The sequence below is a fragment of the Mesorhizobium sp. M0848 genome (assembly GCF_040319805.1).
Taxonomy (GTDB): domain Bacteria; phylum Pseudomonadota; class Alphaproteobacteria; order Rhizobiales; family Rhizobiaceae; genus Mesorhizobium.
In genome coordinates, this window is sequence record NZ_JAMYOM010000035.1 from 41,777 (window position 1) to 62,605 (window position 20,829).

The window sequence follows — 20,829 nt, forward strand, 5'->3', positions numbered from 1 at the left end:
CGATGCTTATCAACCCCACCATCGACATGCTGCGCGAACTCCGTCTTTCCGGCATGGCATGCGCTTTCCAGGAACTGGAGGCGCAACCGGAGGCACGAGCTCTCGAGCACGGCGAATGGCTTGCCCTCCTGCTCGAACGGGAGGCGACGGCGCGCCGGCAGAAGCGCTTCGAGGCCAGAGCGCGAGCCGCCAGACTCCGTCATGACGCCCAGATCGAGAACGCCGATTTCCGCGCAACTCGCGGTCTCGATCGCAATCTCTTCATGAAGCTGACGACATGCGACTGGATCAGACAGCGCCATAGCTTGCTCATGACCGGACCAGCCGGCGTCGGAAAGAGCTGGCTGGCCTGCGGGCTCGGCCACAAGGCATGCCGTGAGGATCTTGCGGTCGCATACCACCGTGTACCGCGCCTCTTCGCAACGCTCGCCCTTGCCCGCGGAGACGGCCGTTACGCGAAGCTGCTCAAGAGCCTGGCCAAAACGGATTTGCTTATTCCTGATGATTGGGGGCCTGAGAAGCTCAACGACGAACAACGCCGCGATCTCCTGGAAATCGTCGAGAATCGCTACGAGAAGCGTTCCACCATCCTCACAAGTCAAATTCCCGTGGATCACTGGTATGACATGATCGGAAATCCGACCATCGCCGATGCCGTTCTCGAATCGCCTTGTTCACAACGCCTATCGCATCGAACTCTCCGGCGAAAGCATGCGCAAACACAGGGTCCTGCCAGTCGCAGACGCAACTGCCGCTTGACCGGAAATGACTTCGTCGACAAATATCAAAAATGACCCTGAGGCGCTCTAAGCCGTCCGGCTTCGCCTCGGAATCGCGTCCGGTATCCTATCGGAATAAGCGTCCGGTTTCGTTTTGGAATCACTGTCCGGTTTCATTGGAATACGCAAATTGAGCGGCTAACCTCGCAGTTCGTAGTGCAAGCGCTATGCCAACTGGAAGAGAGTTTGGTTCAATACTTTGGCTATTCGCGTCCGTGCGAGCGGCTGGCCTGGAATTTGACCAGTTCCTTCAGATCGTTCGCCGAGCGCTGGATGTTCCGGAGTGCGTGCTGAGATCCCGCAGATAGGCATGTAGCACTAAGAAAGTGGTCAGCACGAACGCGACGTCACCTTGGGTCGCCTGGCCGCTCAATCACAGAAACAGGTAAAGCCCGACGCCGGTCTAATCGTTGCTGCGGGGAACGAGACAGCCGAGCGTATAGCGCAACATATGTGGAACGGCCAGCGGGCAACCGCATGGGGGGTGTCTGCCGTGCAGCGGCGGCGAGGTCGTCCTGATCGCTGGCGTGCGCACCATGAGTGGCCAGCATCGCCGCGAGGCAGGATTCTGCGTCGTGCTTCGAGAACGCTACCCGCAGCTTGCTTTCGTCACCGTCTTGGAATGTGAGAAGGATGCCGCGAAGGTCGCCTGGCTGATGCGCCAAGCGCTCGCTGATTGGCACGGGCATCTATAACGCTGCGGTCGGCTCGTATGAAGTGGCTGGGCGCTGAAGGCCGCGGGCCGGGCGCGCGAGTTGGTCGTCATCACCCATGAGCTGACTGAGGAGCGGCGGCGCTTGCTTCGAGAGGCGCGATTGATCACCGTCGACACCAGAATCTGAGTTCGCCGTCCGCACTGCTGTGGCAACGATGGCCCGGCTTCTTGGGCGTGGCACGGCGCAAGAGTTGCCCCATTTCGCCGGTGAACATCCGCTTGATCGAAAACGCCTGCTGAGCGACGACTTGGCGAGGCCCTGCAAAACTTTCCTGTCTGATATCCGACATTGGTCAGACAAAGTGCCAAATCCCCCAACCCGTTTGTTTTAACAAAATTTCCTTTCTGGCACAGTCCATGGATTGTGGCGTGCGAACGCATCCCCAAGACGTCGTCCCGTGATCACGCTCACCGAAACGTCGCCCCGTCTTAAAGACGGTGTTTCCCAAACCGCCGAGCCGGCCGAAAGCCTGCGCATCATGGTCAATGTGGGCTGCGCCGGCTCCAAATACCTGATGGGCCTGGAAAGCGTCTCGCGCGAGGGCGATGCGATCATCAAGAGAGACGGGGTCAACGTGTTTGTGGACGCCGGCTTCCAGCCCCACGTCGCCGGCATGAGCTTCGACTTCGTCACGGGGCTCAAAGCCTCGGGCTTTGTCTTCGACAACCCCAACGCGCGGGGCAAATGCGCGTGCGGCAAGTCCTTGGGCTAGCCACATCACGACAAGGATCGGCCCCGTGTGGGACTACAGCGACAAGGTCAACTTCTTTAACTCGACGAACGCCGGCGTTTTGGAGACCGCCGATACCCTCGGAGAGATCGGTGCGATCGCTTATGGCGATGCGCTCAAACTGACGATGAGCATCGACCCGAAGACTGAGACGATCACCGCTGCGACGTGGCAGACATTCTGCTGCGTCTTAGCGATCGCTGCCTCCGCGGCGTTAGCGACCTCATCGTCGGCAAAACCATCGATGAAGCCCTTCAGAGCACCAATCAGGACATAGCGGACTTTCTCGGTGGCCCGCCGCAGAGGATGCACCCCTCGGTCGACTGCCTCCAGCTGGAGCGCGACCTGAAGTTCATGAGCGAGTTCTTTCAGGCCGTGAAGCAGGCCTTTAAGGAGACACCAGGGTTCTCCCGCAGTCCTCGTCCATGAGCTACGCGATAAGGATCGCCGATGCTCCAGCTCGGCGTATAGAGCGTGCGGCTTTCAGGCAGGTAGGCTCATCAAGGGCCTTCTCCACTCTGAGCCCTGCTTGGATGGTCGTGGCACCGATCAGCTCGACGAGGGCCATGCGGATCGTCAGCATGGCCGAGAAGGCCGTTCTTCTCCGTTTCTTGTTCCAAGACCGACCAGCTGCGGTCGCCTATGACCGACCCGGAGACCACCGGACGGGATCCCTTTTCTCGCGCTCAGTCGTGCGCCGTAATCTCAGACAGCCAGCGCCGTCTCGACCAGGTTCACCCAATAGCCAATGCCATAAGGCAGCGCTTCGTCGTTGAAATCGAACGCCGGGTGATGCACCGGAGCGGTCGGGCCGTTTCCCAGGTAAATGTACGCCCCCGGACGCGCCTCAAGCATATAAGCGAAGTCCTCCGACCCCATGCCCGGCTTGATCTTATCGTCAACGGCTGCAAGGCCAACAAGGCTGCGAGCAGCCTTGACTGCCAGATTCGTCTCCACAGTGTGGTTGAACATGATGGGTTCAAGCCGCCGATACTTGAACTCAATTTCCGCGCCAAAACCCCGGGCGATACCTTGCGCACACGCCTCAATCTGGCATTCTGCCAAGTCCCGCAGGGAGGGTAAAAGGGTCCTAACGGTACCGGCCAATTCAGCGTGCTCTGGAATGATGTTGTATGCTGTGCCGGCGTTCAACTTGGTAACGGTGATTACGAGGGACTCGGTTGGGTCCGTGTTACGCGACACCACCGCTTGCAGGCCGACAATAATTTGGGCCGCAATAACAATAGGATCGATAGTTCGATGCGGATAAGCAGCGTGCCCACCCCTGCCTTTTACGATAATGTCGAACTCATCCAACGCCGCCGACATAGGGCCTTCGCAAAGGGCAAACGTCCCGATCTCCATCCCAGGCGAATTGTGCACGCCAAAAACCTGCGAAATGTCGAACCGCTCCATGATCCCTTCTAGGACCATCCTCTGGGCACCGCGTCCATCTTCTTCTGCAGGCTGGAAGATTAGGGCAACTGAGCCCTTGAAATTGCGAGTACTCGAAAGGTACTTGGCGGCGCCCAACAGCATGGCCGTGTGACCGTCATGGCCGCAGGCATGCATTTTGCCCGGTATGGTCGATAACCAGGGTTTTTTTGAATCTTCCAGGATCGGCAGGGCGTCCATGTCGGCCCTCAACCCGATCGTCGGCCCGTCTCCGCCTTCACCCTGAATCAATGCAACGATACCGGTCTCAGCTATCCCCGTTTCGATGTGATTGATACCGAACGAAGCTAGTTTCTCGGTCACGAACATCGCTGTGTTTTGTAGCTGATATCCGAGCTCAGGATGCTGGTGCAGGTAGCGGCGCCATTCGGTTGCTTCGCCCTGGAGATCCTGGAAAGCCTCAACACTTTGCATATTTTGTTCCCAATTATAGGTTCTTGTGGCGGCTTCGCGCCATCATCTCTGTCTTATGCTTGATGCTAGCCACATGGCGCAAGCACAAACCGTGCAGCTTATGATCTGACCCTGTTAATGGTGATCGGTCAGCTTTCATTGTCGCTCACTCCCAATCGAGCATCATTTGCCGCGGCGCGTTTCGTCAAATGCAGTTTGTATATTGTCATCATCTAGAAGCGAGATGGGGTGAGATGACAAAAGGACGCTGGGCCGCATAGTGGTTGGCTCCCTTGGTGGACATATCAGGCTGCAGTTTTGCCCGTCTGCCGAACGTATCGATCCTCAAAATGTCGCGGACTGAGATATACCACCGCCGAATGCACTCTGCGTTTGTTGTAATTCTCTGCGATGAAGCGAAGATGCTCAACGACATCCTCGTAGAATTGCGAAAGCCATCGAGGATACGGCTTTCACCTTGAGCGTCTTCAAGAAGCTCTCTGCCTGGCCGCTGTCGTACGGATTTCCTGCTCGTCCCATCCGGTCGATCAACCCTGGTCGACAAGGAGTTGCGATGGAGCCCGCAGCGTACCGCGATCCGCGATCCGAATTATGAATGCAGCGTGGTGATGGCTTTCTTCGCTCGATAGTCACCTTCAAGGTTGCAACTATCAGCCGTGCGTCGAGCGACCGCCCGAGCTGACCGGCGGTCAAACGCGACCAAGCATCGAGAGTGTTGGCAACGTGGCGAAACGGCCTGGCAGCGCCATGTAGGTTATATCACCAACCCAGAGTTGGTGTGGCCCTGTCGGGATAACATCCCTTGCTAGGTTTGCGAAGATCGAAGTCAGCGGTGGCGATGAACCGCCGCCTGCTCACGCATGAGATGCCGGATTTTTCTTGGTGGATTACGACGAGACCCAGCGTTGAAGGGCATCGGGCAGGAGTTTGCCGCCGTGCTGTGGACGGAGGGCCTGTCGCGGCACTACGACAACCGACGACAGCTGGCCGCCTACGCCGGCCTGGCGGCGACCCCCCTGGCAAAGCGGCTCCGTCTCACACGACCAGGGCGTTTCGAAATCCGGCAATCCAAGGCTGCGAACTACGCTGATCCAGCTCGCGTGGCTATGGCTGCGCCATCAATCGCAATCGGCGCGCTCCTTGTGGTTCAAGGAGCGGGTGAAGCAGAACGGCGGGCGCCGGTGATGAAGAGCGCCTGATGCCGATTGCCGCTCACCCATGGAATGTGAACTAAGCACTTCTTCCAGGGCCTGATCAGTCCTGGCGGATCCAGGTGGACGAACCGAAGGTTGGGATGGCCTGAAATGCCCCGCCACAAGAATGGTCCCGTCCTCCTGAGCCCGTACCCGCCGCAAGCCGGATGTTGGTGCCGCTGTTTCGAGCAGCGACCGTTATAAGTTGGATTGGGCTCGGATAAACGGGCCGCGTCATGCCATCGGGCTCAGACCATGGATTCCGCAACACATCGAGAAGGTGAAGAAATGTTGCCCTGACACACCCGTTCCGTCTTTACTTTCCTCATATAAGCTCAACCTGACCACTGGCAGGAGCGGCATGATCCTCGATCTGATGATCGAGGCGGGCAATCCGCGCGACAGCGATCGATTGCTGCCGATGCTGGAACGCCACATCGCCTTCTATGGTCACGCGCCGCGGCAGGCGGCGGCCGACGGCGGCCGACTGCGGCTTTGCCAGTCGTGACAATCTGGCTACTGCGAAGACCTTGGGCGTTCGCGACATGGCATTCCACAACAAAGCCGGCCTCAGGATCCAGGACATGGTCAGAAGCAATTGGGTCTATCGCAAGCTGCGCAACTTCCGTGCCGGCATCGACGCCGACATATTATGCCTCAAGCGCGCTTACGGATTGGCGCGCTGCAACTGGCGCGGTCTTGATCCCTTCAAGAGCTACGTCTGGTCCTCGGTCGTGGCTTACAATCTCGTCCTCTTCACGCGCCTCAAGCCGACCTGATGCCGCCACTATTGGAATTGAAGTCCCACCGGCCAAAGCCGGCCTCGCGGCGTGCTCGTGATCGCGCCCACAACGCCTTTCCGTTCGACAGCCAGCCCTCGATCCTGTCCTTGACGCTTAAAAGCGTTCCCGTCGAGGGCAAGCGATTGTAACACTACAGAATACGTGCGTTTGTCGACGGAAACTAGACTAGCCCATTTGCCGATCAACCGCAGGAAGCGCCGGTCTGCAATCGGTGTTCAACGAACCGCGTCATCTCAGCCGTGGTCGATTGTCGTTGAGTCGCGAAATCGGTAACCCTGGTGTGCCGACGCAGTGCTCAGCGACCACTTGATGGATTATGTCGCCCTTTCCAGCGACGTCAATGACGCCAAGGCTGAGGCTGACTGACTGGCTTGCGAACATGGCATTCCTTGAACATGCAACCACCCTGCGAAACCGCAGGTAACCAAAACATCATAACAGATCCTTTAAAGAACTTTACAGAATCTTTGCGACTGCAGATCGCCGAAGATGGTACGTTCAACGCAAGTCTGACGTCAGGCACAGCAAGAGCTGTTGCCTTGTCGACGTACAGACGGCCACACATCACGCAAAGAAGGTCGATGCCAGTGGCAAGAAGAGCGCTCATCTTGGTTGAAGGTCATAGGGGTATTGGTCTGCTATACATCCAAGCAGCCCAGCGTCTTGGTCTTTATCCAATTACTCTGGCGTCTGATCCACATCAGTACGAATATCTTGCGACGGAAGGGATTGAGGCAATCCATGTCGATACTGACAATCTCGATGCGCTAATACACGAATGTTCTCGGCTACGTGCGAAGTATGACATTGCTGGGATTACCAGTTTCACAGATCTTGACGAGTCCCTTTATGCGAGAGTTGGCAAGCTCTGCCGGCATTTCGATTTACCGGGACCGAACCCCACATCGATTGAACGATGCTGCAACAAATTCACCCAGCGTCAACTCCTCGCGAAAGCGGACGTTCCAATACCTGCTTATCGCTTGGCAACGAATGCGGCGGACGTAGAAAGATCTGCCGCGCAAATTGGTCTGCCAGTGATTCTGAAGCCGGCCGCAGGCAGCGGTAGCAGCGGTGTCCGATTGTGCCGCAATGTCGACGAGTTAACCGAACATACGAGCTATCTGTTGGACGGGAAGCATACATGGGTGTCTTCGCCGACGTGTCATCGCCGTTTCACCCAGCCGTGCTCGGACCGAGGCGATACTTCAGCGTGCCGTCGACTTAGTCAGTTGGTCGATCACACCATTTCCGACCTCTGGCGGAGAGGAACAATCTGCAGCCCCTCACCTTCCTGCGCCAGCGAAGGTCGCGCCAGTTAAGAGGTGATCGTCGCCGAACATTGGTGCCATCTAGTGGTTTCCGCTTAACACAAGAGTCCGGCTTGGGATTCCCTTTGGCGAGTGCGCGTGCGAGTTTGGCGCATGCGCACAGGAATATCCCTCACCGTTTCGCCGATTGATCGCCAGCGCCTGAGCGCGCTGATCAGGGATCGCAATGCGCCGCAGAAGCATGTTTGGCGCGCCGAGATCATTCTGTTGAGCGGCGACGGTGTGGGCACCGTCGAGATCATGCGGCAAACCGGCAAATCCAAGACCTGCGTATGGCGTTGGCAGGAGCGCTTCGCCACGGAAGGCTTCGAAGGACTGTTGCGCGACAAGACGCGACCCTCGCGCATTCGCCTCTCGGGCCTGAAGTAGCCGAGCGTGTGGTGGCGCTGACGTTGCAGGATCCGCCTGGCGAGACGACGCACTGGACCGCCGACATGATGGCGGCCCCGGCCAGCATCAGCCCGGAGTGCGGTGCGTCGCATCTGGAAACGCACGGGCTGCAGCCCAACCGCTGGCGCCAGTTCAAGCTCTCCAACGATCCGCAGTTCGTCGATAAACTGCGCGACGTCGTCGGCCTCTATGTCGATCCGCCTGCTCACGCCATCGTTCTGTCGGTCGACGAGAAGAGCCAGATTCAGGCGCTCGACCGCACCCAACCCGGCCTGCCCATGAAGAAGGGCAGGCTCGGCATCATGACCCACGACTACAAGCGGAATGGCACGACCACACTGTTTGCTGCTCTCAACGTGCTCGACGGCACCGTTATCGGCAAGAACATGCAGCGACATCGCCATCAGGAATTCATCCGCTTTCCCAACGCCATCGACGTCGAGGTGCCAACCAGCAAGGCCGTCCACGTCGTCCTCGACAACTACGCCGCTCACAAGCACCCCAAGGTGCGTGCCTGGCTCGATCGCCATCAGCGCTTCACCTTCCACTTCACACCGACCTCTTGCTCGTGGCTCAACGCGGTCGAGGGCTTCTTCGCAAAACTCTCGAAGCGTCGGCTCAAACGAGGCGTCTTCCACTCAGTCGTCGACCTCCAGACGGCAATCAACCGCTTCCTCCAAGAGCACAACCAGCAACCCAAACCCTTCTCTTGGACCGCCGACCCCGACAAGATCATCGCGGCCGTCAAACGCGGGGCACCAAGTGTTAGACTGCATCCACTACTCTAGCACCAGTGTGCGCTCACCCGTCTCGGGGTGGACGCGTACCACGGGATGCTCGGTCTCGATCCTCGTTCCGGTAAGGGTCCCTGCCTAACGCCCATAATGAGCTCCGGGCCAGATGTGAACAGCCCACAGTTCGTCTGCAAGCCGTTGCAGCGGCAGCGGTAAATCGAGATATGCGGTCGCCGTGTTTGACCACACTGTGTCACCGCCGGCTTGTGGGATCACAACACCACGCAGCACCGCAATCTTGGGGTAGGCATCCATGCAGGACCAATCGATGTGCCAAATGTCGGCCCCGATATCTCTGCGTGAATCAATTTCGAAAATCGGCGTCGTTCCCTCCGGATATGGCGAAGGCTTCCCGAAACGAAGAGCAAAGCGCTCCTGCTCAGCGTCGTCGAGATGACCCTGGTCGCGGAAGAAGATAACCTTGTGCTCAAGCACCAGGCTGTTTATCGCAGCGATGGCTTGGTCCGGCAAATCGGCCGACAGCTTGATGTTCCTGATTTCAGCCCCGATGCGCGCTGTGCACTTAACAACGCAGTACGTGAAATGAAACTATCGACCAAATCCATCTCTCTCATAGCGAGATTCTCCCTTTTCGATGTAAAGCTATCCGACCGTGAAACAAAGCATTGGTTGATTGTAACCGATCGATCCCACACCCGATTCTGCTATCGCTTGTTGGAAGATCTTGAGCGCCTTATGAATGTCACTCTGGGGACCGGAGAACGGTCCAACATTCTCAATCAGTGGCACTCTTCCGATATTGTACTTCAAATGCGCCGCGGGATCGATGATTGGGGCTAATTGTAGAAGCGCGCCAACCCGGCGCTTTGCCAAGTACATGTATATCATTCGATCGGGCATTACGGCCAGAGGCTCTCGCGGGCTCGAGCTTGCATACTGTTGCCTCCTGTTCGCTGGGGGTAGTGTTATCGTGTTTACAGTTGCACCGCATCCTACCACTCCTGGTGGGTTGATCTCACCCGGGCGAGATCGGCGTCGACTCGGCTGATGTCATGGATCGTGGTCGAGTAGCTCAGCCATTGGGCTTTCGCCCTCACCGATCCGGGCGGGCGGATTCCCCGCACCCGACTCTTCCCGAGGGTACCTGCGTCATATGCGTGCTTGCGCCCAAGTTCGAGTGATGCGCGGAGTTGGCAGGGGGAAGCGCGCCGTCAGGGTCTCGAACTCCGTCCAGCCCGTGCGCCGGCTTTTCTGGCTGCGCCGTCTCAGACCCGTAGCAATATCCGACGCACTTGCCGCAATGGCGCCGCCGTCGCTCAAGCCGGGTCGCTTCTGGGCTCCCGACAAGCTGCTGGCCATGCTGGCGTCCATCAGCCGATCGGCAATTATGTCGAGTGATCGCTTCTCAAACACCGCAGTCGGCAAGTAATTGCCGCTGCGGACTCAGCATAATCCTGCGCTCCACATATTGCGCAATCCCTATAGCCAGTGGCAAGCCACACCTTCGCCGCTCGGGATCGATATCATCGCCGCTCCAGCACATCCAGGATCCGGCCGAGCGCCTCGCTATCGATGTCACTCTCGATGAGCAGCTGACTGGCACCGCCAAGCTCGATCGTCCGCGTGCTGCCCTTCTTGCGCTGACGCGACAGCTGTTGTTCGAGTCTGCGTCGGCGAGGCTAAGGTGGCCCCATGGTCAAAGCTCTGGAGCAGCCCGACGGCACAGGTCAGCAACACATTCTGGAGTACCCCCCGCTCGACAGGGTAGCCAAACACCCGCAGGGAGGCCCGCCAAGTTAAACTGACGACGCGGATATCCGATCGTCGCTGATGCGGACTACGTCAATCCTCGCGGACCTTGGAGCCACGGATGAACCGACGTCCTTCTTTGGCTCCGCTCAATCCGAAATCGCCTCGACCGAGTTCATGATGGAGCGTGTCGTGTCGGCTGCTGTCCGGCCGCGCCACTACCGGCCGCTGGTCGCGCAGATCATCGCCCAGACCGAGCGGCGGGGCTGCATGGTGACCAGTGAGAAGCCGGTGAGCCTTTTCGAGCCGCATGCCGACATCATCGTCAGGGCCAGCCGCGACATTCAATATGGCCATAAGCTCAACCTGGCCACCAGCAAGAGCGGCATGATCCTCGATCGAAGCCGGCAACCCGGCCGACAGCGAGCGATCTCGTGACCGGCGAAAAGATCGAATATGTTGGATTGGACGGTGCGTTCTTGGCGCATAGTCGGCTCCGGCGATGGCGGATTTGGCTTTAGAGTCAGTGGCTTGATCTAAAGCTTACTTAAAACCGCCGGGCCTTTCCCGCAGAAAAACTGCGATTTCTTCAATTCAGAAGCTTGCCGTTAAGACGAAATCCTGGAAGGCCAGAAAGCCGCGTTCGCGCCCGTGGTCAAGCCGAAAGTTGATCAAGGTGCAGCCCGGCTCGCCTCCGACATCCCTAATCGGCAACCACGTCGAAACGGTCGCAGAGATGCAGCGCGCACCAGAAACTGAAGCTATTCGGTGCGAACTCTGGTTCGCCATACGGAGGTCAGGGATAGCTGCATCGCCCATGACGCCAATGCTAAGGCTGACTACCGGCTAAACTGGCCTTTCTTGAACATCGCAACCCTCGCAAGCGTCAAGACGCACCTTGCCGAACCGCAGGTAGCCAAACGTCGTAACATACCCTTTAAATAACTTTACAGAATCATTACGACCGCAGATCGCTGCCAATAGTATCTTCCCTGCAAGTCTGAGGGTAGGCACGACTAAACAAGCTGATGCCCTTTGACGTTTAGACCGCCAGACAACACATAGAGGTCGATGGCCAATGGCAAGAAGAGCGCTGATTCTAGTCGAAGGTCATAGGAGTAGTGGTCTGCGATACGTCCAAGCGGCCCAGCGTCTAGGTCTTAACCCAATTACCCTGTCGGCTGATCCGGCCCAGTACGAATATCTTGCCGGGGGAGGCGTTGAGGCAATTCGTGTTGATACAGACAATCTCGATGCGCTGATCCGCGAATGTTCCCGGCTGCGTGCTACGTATGGCATCGCTGGCATTACCGGCTTCGCGGGGGAAGACGAGTCGGTCTCCGCGACAGTTGGCAAGCTCTGCCGGCACTTCGATCTACCGGGACCGGACCCCGCATCGATTGAACGATGCTGCGACAAGTTCTCTCAACGTCAACTCCTCGCGAAGGCCGGCGTGTCCGTACCTGCTTATCGCGCTGCAGCGAATTGGATGGAGGTGGAGAACGCTGCCGTCGAGATCGGCCTGCCGGTGATTCTTAAGCCAGCCGTCGGCAGCGGCAGCATCGGTGTCCGATTGTGCCGCAATGTCGATGAGTTAGCCGAACATACGAACTATCTGTTTGGCGGGAAGCACACGTCTTCGCCAAGGATACTGGTCGAAGAATTCGCACAAGGCGCCTTTTATACCGTTCATATGATGGGAAATGAGTTCATTGGGATTGAGGCCGCTGCATTCCACCACCCACCGCATTTTGTCTTTCGGGAGGGCACCTTCCCGGCCCCGCTGAGTGATGACGAGCAAAAGCGTGTCGCCGAAGTTTCGCAGAGCTGCTTGCGAGCTCTCTTCCTTGGTTGGGGGCCAACGGCCATCGAACTCCGGTGGACGAAGCGTGGCCCAGTCGTTATTGAAGTCAATCCGCGCATGAGTGGCGGTCCTCAAGCGGTTCTGCTGGCTTATGGTGTCGATCTCATCACTGAGCACATCAAGCTTGTCATCGGCGAAGAATGCAATTTGCGCAGAAGCCATTCGCACGTTTCGGCCTGGCGGTCCCTGCTGCCTGATCGCGACGGCATCCTCGATTGGATTGATGGTGACAGTCGGGCGGCTGCTGTACCAGGTGTCGCCGAGGTCAAATTCTACATTGAATCCAAGACGCCGGTCGTCAGGAAAGGCAATTACCGAGACTCCATGGGATATGTCATCGCCGTTTCACCCAGCCTTGCTCAAACCGAAGCGATACTTCAGCGTGCGGTCGACTTAATCAGTTGGTCGATTACACCATTTCCGACCGAATAGGAACAATCAGCGACCCCCTTCACCTCTCCGGCATCAGCTCCCGATCTCTACATGCCAGTCCCGACCAGCCCGCCAGAAGCGCCGAAAATCCCCTTGCCACGCAGAGCACGTCATAAATGCCACTGAACTCTGTCATACAGAGTCGATTAGAGTCTCGGCAGTTTCTGTTAGGCCATCGGCCCGGTGTAGCAATAGGTGGAGGCGCGGAGCCTTCGATCAGCGCAGCGTTGGAGCCGGTGATGACCGCGGCATAAGCCGCCGTGTCTGGTAGCTGCGCGAGGAACGCGGCTTGGCGGTGTTGAAGTCCTCCCTCCATTCCGAGGTGGCGCTGCGGGCATGGTCGAGGCCGAAGAACCTCTCGTTCAGGAGCCGTCGCGCATCCCGCGGTTGAAGCGCTCGATGTAGGCGTTATCCGGCATGTTGTTCTCGGTGCCATCGTTTGTTCGGTCGTCAGGTTTCGTTAAGCTTGGCACATCCGGCCTCGGGGCACCGGGAGCACGCAAGTGCGGGCAGGCCGTCGTATGCAGATGAACTGCGAGTTCGAGGAGGTATCTGGCCGCCCTACCACTCGCCCGGATGCGCCGCGAGCGCGGATCCGTATTGTCGTGTTGCCCGCCGGCTCACTGTCTGTGACCAACGATGGAGGGAACCGTGCGTATTATTGGCATGGACATACACCGCGCGGTTGCCGAGATCGTATCGTTACTCGACGGCGAGATTGTCAAGCTCGGCCGAGCGCTGACGACCTTGTTGAGCGAGCGCGGGATCACCCATTACGAGCCGCGACCGATATTCGTCGGCGCCCGCAACGACCGCCTGACTCGTTTCGGAGCGACCCATATGGTGCGGCGTGCGGCCGCCCAGGCCGTAACCATCAGGCCGGCGTTGGCCGACAAGCCCATATCGCCGCACATTTTCCGGCACTCCCTCGCCATGAAGCTTCTCATGCCGACCGTCAAAGTGACGGAGGACACCGCGGCAGGCAGAGCGCGCTACTGGGATCGCATGGCTGGTCGTGTGTGTTCCTGCCTATGCGCTACGCCGATGATTTTGTGGTGCTGGTGTCCGGTACGCAGGAGGATGACTTCGCGGAGAAGACCGCGCTGGCAGACTCCTTACACCGGTCCACAGGCCCTGAGTTGTCGCCGGAAAAGACGAAGGTGACGGCCATGACAAGCGGGTTCGAGTTCCTCGGATTCCGCTTTGTCATGCACTGGGATAGACGCTAGGGCTACGGCCCACGCGTCGAGATTCCCAAGACAAAGGCCGCCGATCTGCGTTGGAAGGTCTAGGCACGTACCCGGGTACGAGTTCCGCCCGGTGCAGTCTGGCTTCCAAGCTTCAGGAGCTCAATCCCATCCTGCGCGGGTGGGCGAACTACTACCGTCACTGTGCTTATGCCGGTCGGATGTTCACCAGTCTCGACTGGTACACTGGCATGCGTATAGTGCGATGGTTGCGGAAGAAACGCCCCAAAGCGCGGTCGTGTCACATCTGGGCCGCCTATCAGCCCAGCAGTCGCCGGCCGACGAGACGGCTCTGGCGCGAGGGATTGGTCGAGCAACACATGCTCGCCTGGACTCCCGTCTACCGCTTCCGTCTCGCATGGATGGATATGCCTAACTTGACCATGTCTTCTGGAGAGCCGGGTGCGTAACGAAAGACGCATGCCCGGTTCGGGGAGAGGCGGTGAGAAACCGGTCGCTGCAAGGCGGCGCGGCGCTTACCGCCTACTCAACTGTCGATGAAAGTGACGGCAGTGTCGATCCGCCGTGAGGGCGAACGGATCTGGCGCCGCGGGAAGTGCGCATCTGATCCCCGGACCATTGCCGAGCTTGTCCGCAAGCGGGCGCCGGCCGCAAGGCGCGTCGTGTTCGAGACTGGACCCCTTTCCGTCTGGTTCTATGACTGCGCCGCGCGCCGAGGGATTGCCAGCCATCTGCATCGATGCGCGCCATGCCAAAGCCGCTCTCGATATGGCGGCGAACAAGACGGATGCGAATGACGCCGATGGTTTGGCGCGTCTTGCTGAAGCAGGGTTCTTTCGCGAGGTGCGCGTGAAAGGCTTCGACAGTATGTTGCCTGTAAAAGTTTAAACTTTATCTGACAGACGGTGTCTTAGGCTGAAGCTTGAGCCAAGGCCGGGCCCGGAGTGGTCAGGGTTCGCAGCGCCCGGCCTCGGCGTTAGAAAGGACACTGACATGACCAAGAACCAAAAGATCATCCGCGCCAAGGTGGGGCTGCTGGAGCTGGCCAAACAACTCGGCAATGTCAGCCAGGCCTGCAAGATGATGGGCTATTCGCGCGACAGCTTCTACCGCTTCAAGGAGCTTTATGAGACCGGCGGCGAACTGGCTCTGCAGGAACTGACGCGCAGGGAGCCGCTGTTGGCCAACCGCACGCCACCGGAGATCGAGGCATGAAATGCGCAAGCTCAGCCACTCAGTCTCGCCGTCGTGGGCGTGCCCGGGGTGTGGCAGCGCCACGATCTGTAGACGATGAAGAAGCGACTGAAGGCGTTGCAGGTGAGGGTCGCCCAGGACGGCATCGTGCTCACCGAGAGCCAATTGGCGGCGCTGGAAAAGGCCAAGCTGGACAAGGAGGCGCATGGTGAGTTCGAGAGTGAATGCCCGGGCTATTGCGGCGGCCAGCACACCTTCTATGTCGGCAACATGAAGGGGGTGGGACGGTACTGTCAGGAATTCTGTGCGTGAGGCCATGATGATGGAAAGGAGAGAATCATCACATGGCAATCGAGAAGGAACTTCTGGACCAGCTGCTTGCCGGCCGCGAATGAGGTGTTTGCCAAGGACGGGTTGCTTGACGACCTGAAGAAGGCGCTTTCGGAGCGGATTCTGAATGCCGAGCTCGACGAGCACCTGGAGGATGAACGTGTCGAGGGCGGCACCAATCGCCGCAACGGCCATTCGAAGAAGACGGTGCTTGTCGAAGATGACGCTATCGATCCCGCGCGACCGGGGGGGAACGTTCGACCGAAGCTGATTGCCAGGTACCAGCGCCGCTTTCCCGACTTCGACAGCAAGATCGTGTCGCCATACGCGCGCGGCGTGAGCGTGCGCGAGATTCGCGGCCATCTGGAGGAGCTTTACGGCATCGACGTCTCGCCTGATCTGATCTCGGCCGTGACAGATGCCGTCCTGGAGGAAGTGGCCGAATGGCAGAACCGGCCACTCGATGCGGTCTATACGCTCGCTTCTTCGACGCGATCCGGGTCAAGATCAGGGACGAGGGCTTCGTGCGCAACAATCTACATCGCGCTCGGCATCCTGCCCGACGGCTGCAAGGAGATCCTCGGCATTGGGACGGCTCCTGAAGGTTTGGCTGCAGTGCCGAGCGCCGACGCGGCTTCACGGCGCCGGCGTTCCCGCGTGACGTCGAGGCAAGGGTCAACATTCTTCTCGGTGCCAGATATTCGATCTTGACCACGATGGGACCGCGACTATCAATCTGTCAGGTCGACATCAGTCGTTAAGGCTGCGGCTCTCCTAGGCGAGATCGGTGGCGCTGGGCTCGGGTGGGCGAGGGGTTTGGTGGTCGCACTGTATCCGTCAGTGCCGCTTCTATCCAACGACAAAGCAGTCGAAAGACTGTGCCAATTCCGTCAGTGCTCAAAGGCACGATCTCGGCGCCAGGCCTGCTTCTGGGGGCTGTTGCGGCCCTTGATCAGCGCCATCAGACAGGCGCGATCGAGCCCAACCTTTTGGAGGAATTCGACGCCCCCGGGCCGTCCCCTTGATCTAAAGCCGAGAAGCCGCTGAGGGACACGCATCGGCAGGCTCTCGGTTGCCAAGTATTTGGACATCTTGCCATTCACCTGCCATTCACCAGGACGAGGCGATTTCACAAATGCATCTGGTGCGACGTCAGATCAACGTCCTGCGAGCTGTCCATCATGAAAGAGTCGGCAGTCGCCAAAAGTGGTCTCACCATGAGCCACCCGATGCCGAAGCACGCGAAAACGTCTTCAACAGTTCGTCTCGCGTCAACCAAACGAGCCACTCGTCGTCGTCTATCCCGTGCGCAGGCAAGTGCAGGACTGATCCGTGCGGCTCTCGATGCAGATAGCCGTAGCGATTAAATATGCCCTTTTCAATGCTCCAGCCGGCAACCAGCGCGTAAATGAAGTCCGGCGACCATTTAGCCCATGCCAGTCCGAATGCAATGCGACCTATAGACGTAGAGAGTCCACGGCCTCTGAAGTCCTCCCGCAACCAGAGGTCGCCACGATATGCCGCCAGCCCGGTTATGCTTCGCGCAGTAGGCGCGTCGCAACGACATGAGGAACAGGGCCCGGCTTTGAGCTTGGGATTTGCGAACCAGGCTCTGAGCGACCCAAGGTGCTCAGCAAGATTGGTGTTGGATAGATCGTCTAAACGCATTGCCTGGACATGCGCTACTTTTCCTTCCCGATCCCGCCCGACGATCCAAAAAGCCTTTCCAGGCGGGAGATCAGAACAGTCAGGACGGAAGCTTGGATAGGTCGGTGACTTGCCGGAAAGTCTGCTGGTAATCCCAACATACTCCTCAAAATCGTCACCCATCATAATCTGAAGGCCGGACTTACGCCCCAGCTCGTCTGCCGCAGAGATGTACTTTGAAACCTCCAGCGTCGTCACGTTGCTCTGCATGCCGATGCACCTTTTAACCAATGCGCTGAACCTACCTGGCTTGTAGAGTTTCCGACCAAACACTGATACTATCCCATCTGGTAGTTGACGTGCTCACAAGTCCTTCCTTGCGCTGACGACACGCTCCCGGCGCGATCTCGTGGTCTGGCTTACCAAATGGTCGGGCCGCTACCCACGACCTTATGTCGTGCGCATCTTCCCCAACGCCGAAAGCTGCCTGCGCCTGGTCAGGGCGCTCGCCGTTGAAACCAACGAAAACTGGATGGAGCAAACCGCTACATCCACATGGACGACCTGCGCGAGCACAAGAAGCTCGCTCTGCGCCAAGCCGCATGCCTAGACTAGCAGGCGGTTGAAGAAGTCAGGCGCGCTCGCAGACGAAGCCTGAATCGTCGGCATTGTGGATTTAGAAGTGGCCGACGAGGCGACCTGCGGTGCCGATCATCGCCCATCCGCGACCGCAAGCGGGATCGTTTCGTCGTGACCCTCCCACGAGAATTCCGCGCAGGCCGAGCCGTCTCGCGCGCCGTAGCGGACATCAAGGAAACATTTGAGGGCGCCGAAGCCGATCTCGCCGCCCGCCGCGCCTTTGAACGTCAGATGCGCCTCTTCGACGATATCGAGGAAATCGTTGTCCCAGAAATCCGACGATACGCCAGCGACCGGCAAAGGCCTTGGCGATGGCTGGAGCCTTGGCCATGTCAGTTGGTCCCAGCGATGAGCTTCGGCAGCCGCACCAGCTTGTAGGCGGCGGCAGCGAAGGTGAAGCCCATCCGATCCGGTCGCGGCCGCGAACTTGGTTTGGCGCTGACCGGCGACCGTCTTGATCCAGCCGAACGCCTCTTCAATGCGCTTGCGGATACGCTGGCTGACGGCATAACCGCCGTGCCGGGTGGTGCGCCTGTCAATCGCCGAACTTCGCCCGTTCGTGTTCTGCGCCACATGCGGGGTCAACCTCATCGAACGCAACTCATTGATGAAGTCCTCCACGTCATAGGCCTTGTCGGCGCCAAGCGTGATCGCCCGCGGCCGGTGGGCCAAGGGCTCGATCATGATGTGCAATGCCGCCACTCGCTCGGCATGACCGTCGGCCAGCGTCAGGCAGGCATCGACCAGCAGGCCGTGGCGGTTCTCCATCAGCCCATGCCCGAGGAAGCAGAGCTCCGTCTCCTTGCCTTTGCCCTTGCGGTAGAGCTTGGCGTCAGGATCGGTGGTCGAAGCATGCGTCTCGTTCGACCGCTTCTGGCCATGGAAATCCGCTTCGGCGTTGCGCCCGCCGCCTTGAGCCGGCGGCTCGCCCGAGCCGTCTTTCGGCTTGACGCTCTTCATAGACGCCCAGGGAGCGTCTTGACCTCGGGCTGCGCCAGCACCGCGCTCAGGAACTTGCAGTGATGTCGCCCTCCAGCACCCGGTCGCGGTTCTTGGAGAACACAGACTGATCCCAGGCTGCATCGTCGACGCCAATCCCGACGAACCAGCGAAACAGAAGGTCGTATTCCAGCCGGCTCCATTAACAGCCGCTCCGAGCGGATCGAATAGAACGCCTGCAACAGCATCGCCCGCAGCAGCATCTCCGGCGAGATCGATGGCGGTCCGATCGGCGAATACAGCCGCCGCGAAGTCCCGCTCCTGGCCGACAGCGCCTCGCTCACGATTAATCGGATCGCCCGCAACGGATGATTGCGCCGCACCCGCGTCATCATCACCACCAATGTTTGGCGAATGGCCCACCTTCTTCGGCGACGCCAAGATGACCACCGCGCTGCTCGATCGCCTTACGCATCATTCCGGGATCGTCGAGACGGGAAACGACTCCTGGCGCTTCAAAAGCCGATCTCAAAGCTGAAGTCGAAAGCCAATCAGCCGCGCCCGATCAGGCTGTGCAACCCCGACCAGCTTCGCCTGATCGGGCGCTCACCGGCAGCCCTTCATCACCCCAAACCGGGGTCCCTTTTACGCGAAAATGCGGGGTCCGGATTCCGCGGTCATTGACAGGGAGCGGGCGGCGAGTGAGCCGAGGGCGCTTTATGAGGCCCTGCGGAAAATTAATCTGCCGCTGGAGCGCATCGGGCTCGAAGCCTGCTCGCTAACAGCCTGGCTTTATGACGGTATTCGCACCAAAGGATTGCCGGCGATCTGCATCGAGACCCGGCAGGCCAACGCGGCGATGAAAACGATGCCGAACAAAACCGATCGTAATGACGCCCGCGCGCTGCGCAGATCATGCGCACGCGCTGGTATCGGCAGGTGCATGTGAGAGCCGGCAGTGTCGGTTCTGGCGGTCCCTCCTCGTCGCGCGACGCACGGTCCTCAATGAAATGCGGACGATCGAAAATGTCGTGAGGGCGATCCGGGAGGTCGGCATCAAGCTTGGCACTCCAAGCCGTGCGGCCTTCGCTGATCGCGTGCGCGAACTGATTGGCGCAGATACGGTCAGTATCCGCTTGTGGAGCCGCTTCTGGTGATCCTGGCCACCATTGCTGCGAGTTCGGGCGACTGACAAAGCAGGTCCTCATTGTCGCCCGCCAGGAGCAAGTCTGCCGGCGACTCGTGAGCGTTCCAAGTGTGGGACCACCCATCACCGCGCTCGCCTTTCGTGCCACGGTCGATCAGCCGGACCGCTTCGTCGCTTGAGGGATGTCGGCGCGCATCTGGATCTGACCCCGGCACGTTACCCTCTGGCGAAACGGACATTCAGGGCAAGGTGCCCGATGCGGTGACGAACTCGCCCCGCACGGCTCTATGAGGCGGCTCATTCGCTGCTCGTGCTTAGCAAGAAATGGTCGAGCCTCAGAGTGTGGGGCATGAACGTCGCCAAACGGCGCGGTATGGCTCGAGCCCGAGTTGCTGTTGCTCGCTGTCATTCTGCATCGCATGTGGAGTGATGCAACAGAATTCGGCTTCGGCAAGGCACCGGGCCGCGTATCGGCATGAAATAGGGATAACGGACCAACGAAGGAGGAGTTGATTCCGCCCGAAAGGGCGTGATCCGGATCGTTCCGTGGGGCCGACGGGCAAGGTGATCTCGTTAGCAGGCACGATCCTGGGCCGAACTCTCCCAAGGTCGTTCAACAGATTGAGACGCCTCGCTCTACTGACCCTATGATGCGGCGGCCTAACGTCGACCGCGAAGAGAAGCGAGTGACCCGCTGGGCGACATGGTCCGGAAAAATATCAGCAGGAGCTTGACCTCAACGACCCCAATCGGAGAAGCCTGCTAGTCTTAGTCTAGCTTCATGAGCGCCCCCATTTTGCAGAACTAGGCGCACACAACCGCCCGGTCAACGCATGCAACTTCCTTAGGTGTGGTGACTTCAGCAACATCGGCGTGCAGTGGCCGCGCTCTCAGGGAATTCAAACGCTTCAGATCGCCGGAAACAAGACCGTTACAGAAAATCTCAGATCTTTAACTCAACGAACGCGCATTTTAGGAGATCATGATCCGCGTTTTTGGATGCCACTCGTGACAGTTGCCCACTCGGCCGCAGGTTGCCAATTCGCAATAGATCGCCTCTATGAACAAGGATTGCCACTATGAGCAAGAAGTTTTCACCTTCGAGTGACGCAAG

9 protein-coding genes and 14 pseudogenes are annotated in these 20,829 nt (G+C 59.0%); 17 read left to right on the forward strand and 6 right to left on the reverse strand.

The genetic code is table 11. The features are described from left to right. Nucleotides 1-2 precede the first annotated feature (2 nt). The 3 genes and pseudogenes from istB (at nucleotide 3) to NKH95_RS29775 (ending at nucleotide 2,502) form a co-directional block, all read left to right on the forward strand. Nucleotides 3-759 (forward strand): annotated as a pseudogene (istB, locus tag NKH95_RS29765) (IS21-like element helper ATPase IstB). 1,133 nt (nucleotides 760-1,892) lie between these two features. Continuing rightward, the gene (locus NKH95_RS29770) at nucleotides 1,893-2,207 is read left to right on the forward strand and encodes an iron-sulfur cluster assembly accessory protein (protein WP_352894139.1); all 315 of its coding nucleotides are present in this window, start codon (nucleotides 1,893-1,895) and stop codon (nucleotides 2,205-2,207) included. 25 nt (nucleotides 2,208-2,232) lie between these two features. After that, complete coding sequence (locus NKH95_RS29775; RefSeq protein ID WP_352894141.1) at nucleotides 2,233-2,502, forward strand: iron-sulfur cluster assembly scaffold protein; 270 nt, start codon at nucleotides 2,233-2,235, stop codon at nucleotides 2,500-2,502. A gap of 428 nt (nucleotides 2,503-2,930) precedes the next feature. On the opposite strand, the gene NKH95_RS29780 is transcribed toward NKH95_RS29775, so the two are convergent. After that, on the reverse strand, nucleotides 2,931-4,094 hold the full coding sequence (locus NKH95_RS29780; RefSeq protein ID WP_352894142.1) for a M20 aminoacylase family protein: 1,164 nt from the start codon (nucleotides 4,092-4,094) through the stop codon (nucleotides 2,931-2,933). Between the two features lie 905 nt (nucleotides 4,095-4,999). Between NKH95_RS29780 and NKH95_RS29785 the strand changes: the two are divergent. The 4 pseudogenes from NKH95_RS29785 to NKH95_RS29800 form a co-directional block, all read left to right on the forward strand. Then, a pseudogene (locus NKH95_RS29785) lies at nucleotides 5,000-5,273 on the forward strand (transposase); the annotation flags it as partial. A gap of 342 nt (nucleotides 5,274-5,615) precedes the next feature. Further along, nucleotides 5,616-6,066: pseudogene (locus NKH95_RS29790) on the forward strand (ISNCY family transposase); the annotation flags it as partial. 611 nt (nucleotides 6,067-6,677) lie between these two features. After that, nucleotides 6,678-7,250 (forward strand): annotated as a pseudogene (locus NKH95_RS29795) (ATP-grasp domain-containing protein); the annotation flags it as partial. Nucleotides 7,251-7,514: 264 nt separating this feature from the next. Continuing rightward, nucleotides 7,515-8,588, forward strand: a pseudogene (locus NKH95_RS29800) (IS630 family transposase); the annotation flags it as partial. Between the two features lie 8 nt (nucleotides 8,589-8,596). Here NKH95_RS29800 and NKH95_RS29805 read toward each other — a convergent pair. Continuing rightward, nucleotides 8,597-9,180, reverse strand: a pseudogene (locus tag NKH95_RS29805) (TauD/TfdA dioxygenase family protein); the annotation flags it as partial. 1,348 nt (nucleotides 9,181-10,528) lie between these two features. Here NKH95_RS29805 and NKH95_RS29815 point away from each other — a divergent pair. Next, nucleotides 10,529-10,745, forward strand: a pseudogene (locus tag NKH95_RS29815) (ISNCY family transposase); the annotation flags it as partial. Nucleotides 10,746-11,393: 648 nt separating this feature from the next. Further along, nucleotides 11,394-12,611 (forward strand): ATP-grasp domain-containing protein, encoded by a 1,218-nt coding sequence (locus NKH95_RS29820; RefSeq protein WP_352894146.1) that lies wholly within the window; start codon nucleotides 11,394-11,396, stop codon nucleotides 12,609-12,611. 216 nt (nucleotides 12,612-12,827) lie between these two features. On the opposite strand, the gene NKH95_RS29825 is transcribed toward NKH95_RS29820, so the two are convergent. After that, on the reverse strand, nucleotides 12,828-12,977 hold the full coding sequence (locus NKH95_RS29825) for an integrase core domain-containing protein (RefSeq protein ID WP_502895384.1): 150 nt from the start codon (nucleotides 12,975-12,977) through the stop codon (nucleotides 12,828-12,830). Between the two features lie 665 nt (nucleotides 12,978-13,642). Here NKH95_RS29825 and NKH95_RS29830 point away from each other — a divergent pair. From NKH95_RS29830 to NKH95_RS29850, 5 genes and pseudogenes are all read left to right on the forward strand, one after another. Continuing rightward, nucleotides 13,643-13,840, forward strand: a complete 198-nt coding sequence (locus NKH95_RS29830; RefSeq protein ID WP_352894148.1) for an RNA-dependent RNA polymerase family protein — start codon at nucleotides 13,643-13,645, stop codon at nucleotides 13,838-13,840. 50 nt (nucleotides 13,841-13,890) lie between these two features. Further along, nucleotides 13,891-14,268, forward strand: a complete 378-nt coding sequence (locus NKH95_RS29835; protein ID WP_352894151.1) for a group II intron maturase-specific domain-containing protein — start codon at nucleotides 13,891-13,893, stop codon at nucleotides 14,266-14,268. An 87-nt stretch (nucleotides 14,269-14,355) separates the two neighbouring features. Then, nucleotides 14,356-14,692: pseudogene (locus tag NKH95_RS29840) on the forward strand (IS110 family transposase); the annotation flags it as partial. A gap of 120 nt (nucleotides 14,693-14,812) precedes the next feature. Further along, nucleotides 14,813-15,313, forward strand: a pseudogene (locus NKH95_RS29845) (helix-turn-helix domain-containing protein); the annotation flags it as partial. Nucleotides 15,314-15,409: 96 nt separating this feature from the next. Then, nucleotides 15,410-16,054 carry a transposase gene (locus NKH95_RS29850; RefSeq protein WP_352894154.1) on the forward strand — a complete coding sequence of 215 codons (645 nt, stop codon included), beginning with the start codon at nucleotides 15,410-15,412 and terminating at the stop codon, nucleotides 16,052-16,054. A 501-nt stretch (nucleotides 16,055-16,555) separates the two neighbouring features. On the opposite strand, the gene NKH95_RS29855 is transcribed toward NKH95_RS29850, so the two are convergent. After that, nucleotides 16,556-17,260, reverse strand: coding sequence for a hypothetical protein (locus NKH95_RS29855; protein WP_352894156.1), 705 nt, complete (start codon nucleotides 17,258-17,260; stop codon nucleotides 16,556-16,558). A gap of 175 nt (nucleotides 17,261-17,435) precedes the next feature. Here NKH95_RS29855 and NKH95_RS29860 point away from each other — a divergent pair. Further along, nucleotides 17,436-17,605, forward strand: a pseudogene (locus NKH95_RS29860) (transposase); the annotation flags it as partial. 61 nt (nucleotides 17,606-17,666) lie between these two features. Here NKH95_RS29860 and NKH95_RS29865 read toward each other — a convergent pair. Together NKH95_RS29865 and NKH95_RS29870 are read right to left on the reverse strand one after the other, a co-directional pair. Next, nucleotides 17,667-17,960: pseudogene (locus tag NKH95_RS29865) on the reverse strand (hypothetical protein). A gap of 1 nt (nucleotide 17,961) precedes the next feature. Further along, a pseudogene (locus tag NKH95_RS29870) lies at nucleotides 17,962-18,963 on the reverse strand (IS5 family transposase). 11 nt (nucleotides 18,964-18,974) lie between these two features. Between NKH95_RS29870 and NKH95_RS29875 the strand changes: the two are divergent. Together NKH95_RS29875 and NKH95_RS29880 are read left to right on the forward strand one after the other, a co-directional pair. Then, nucleotides 18,975-19,106: pseudogene (locus NKH95_RS29875) on the forward strand (ATP-binding protein); the annotation flags it as partial. 150 nt (nucleotides 19,107-19,256) lie between these two features. Then, nucleotides 19,257-20,194 (forward strand): annotated as a pseudogene (locus tag NKH95_RS29880) (IS110 family RNA-guided transposase); the annotation flags it as partial. Nucleotides 20,195-20,829 lie beyond the last annotated feature (635 nt).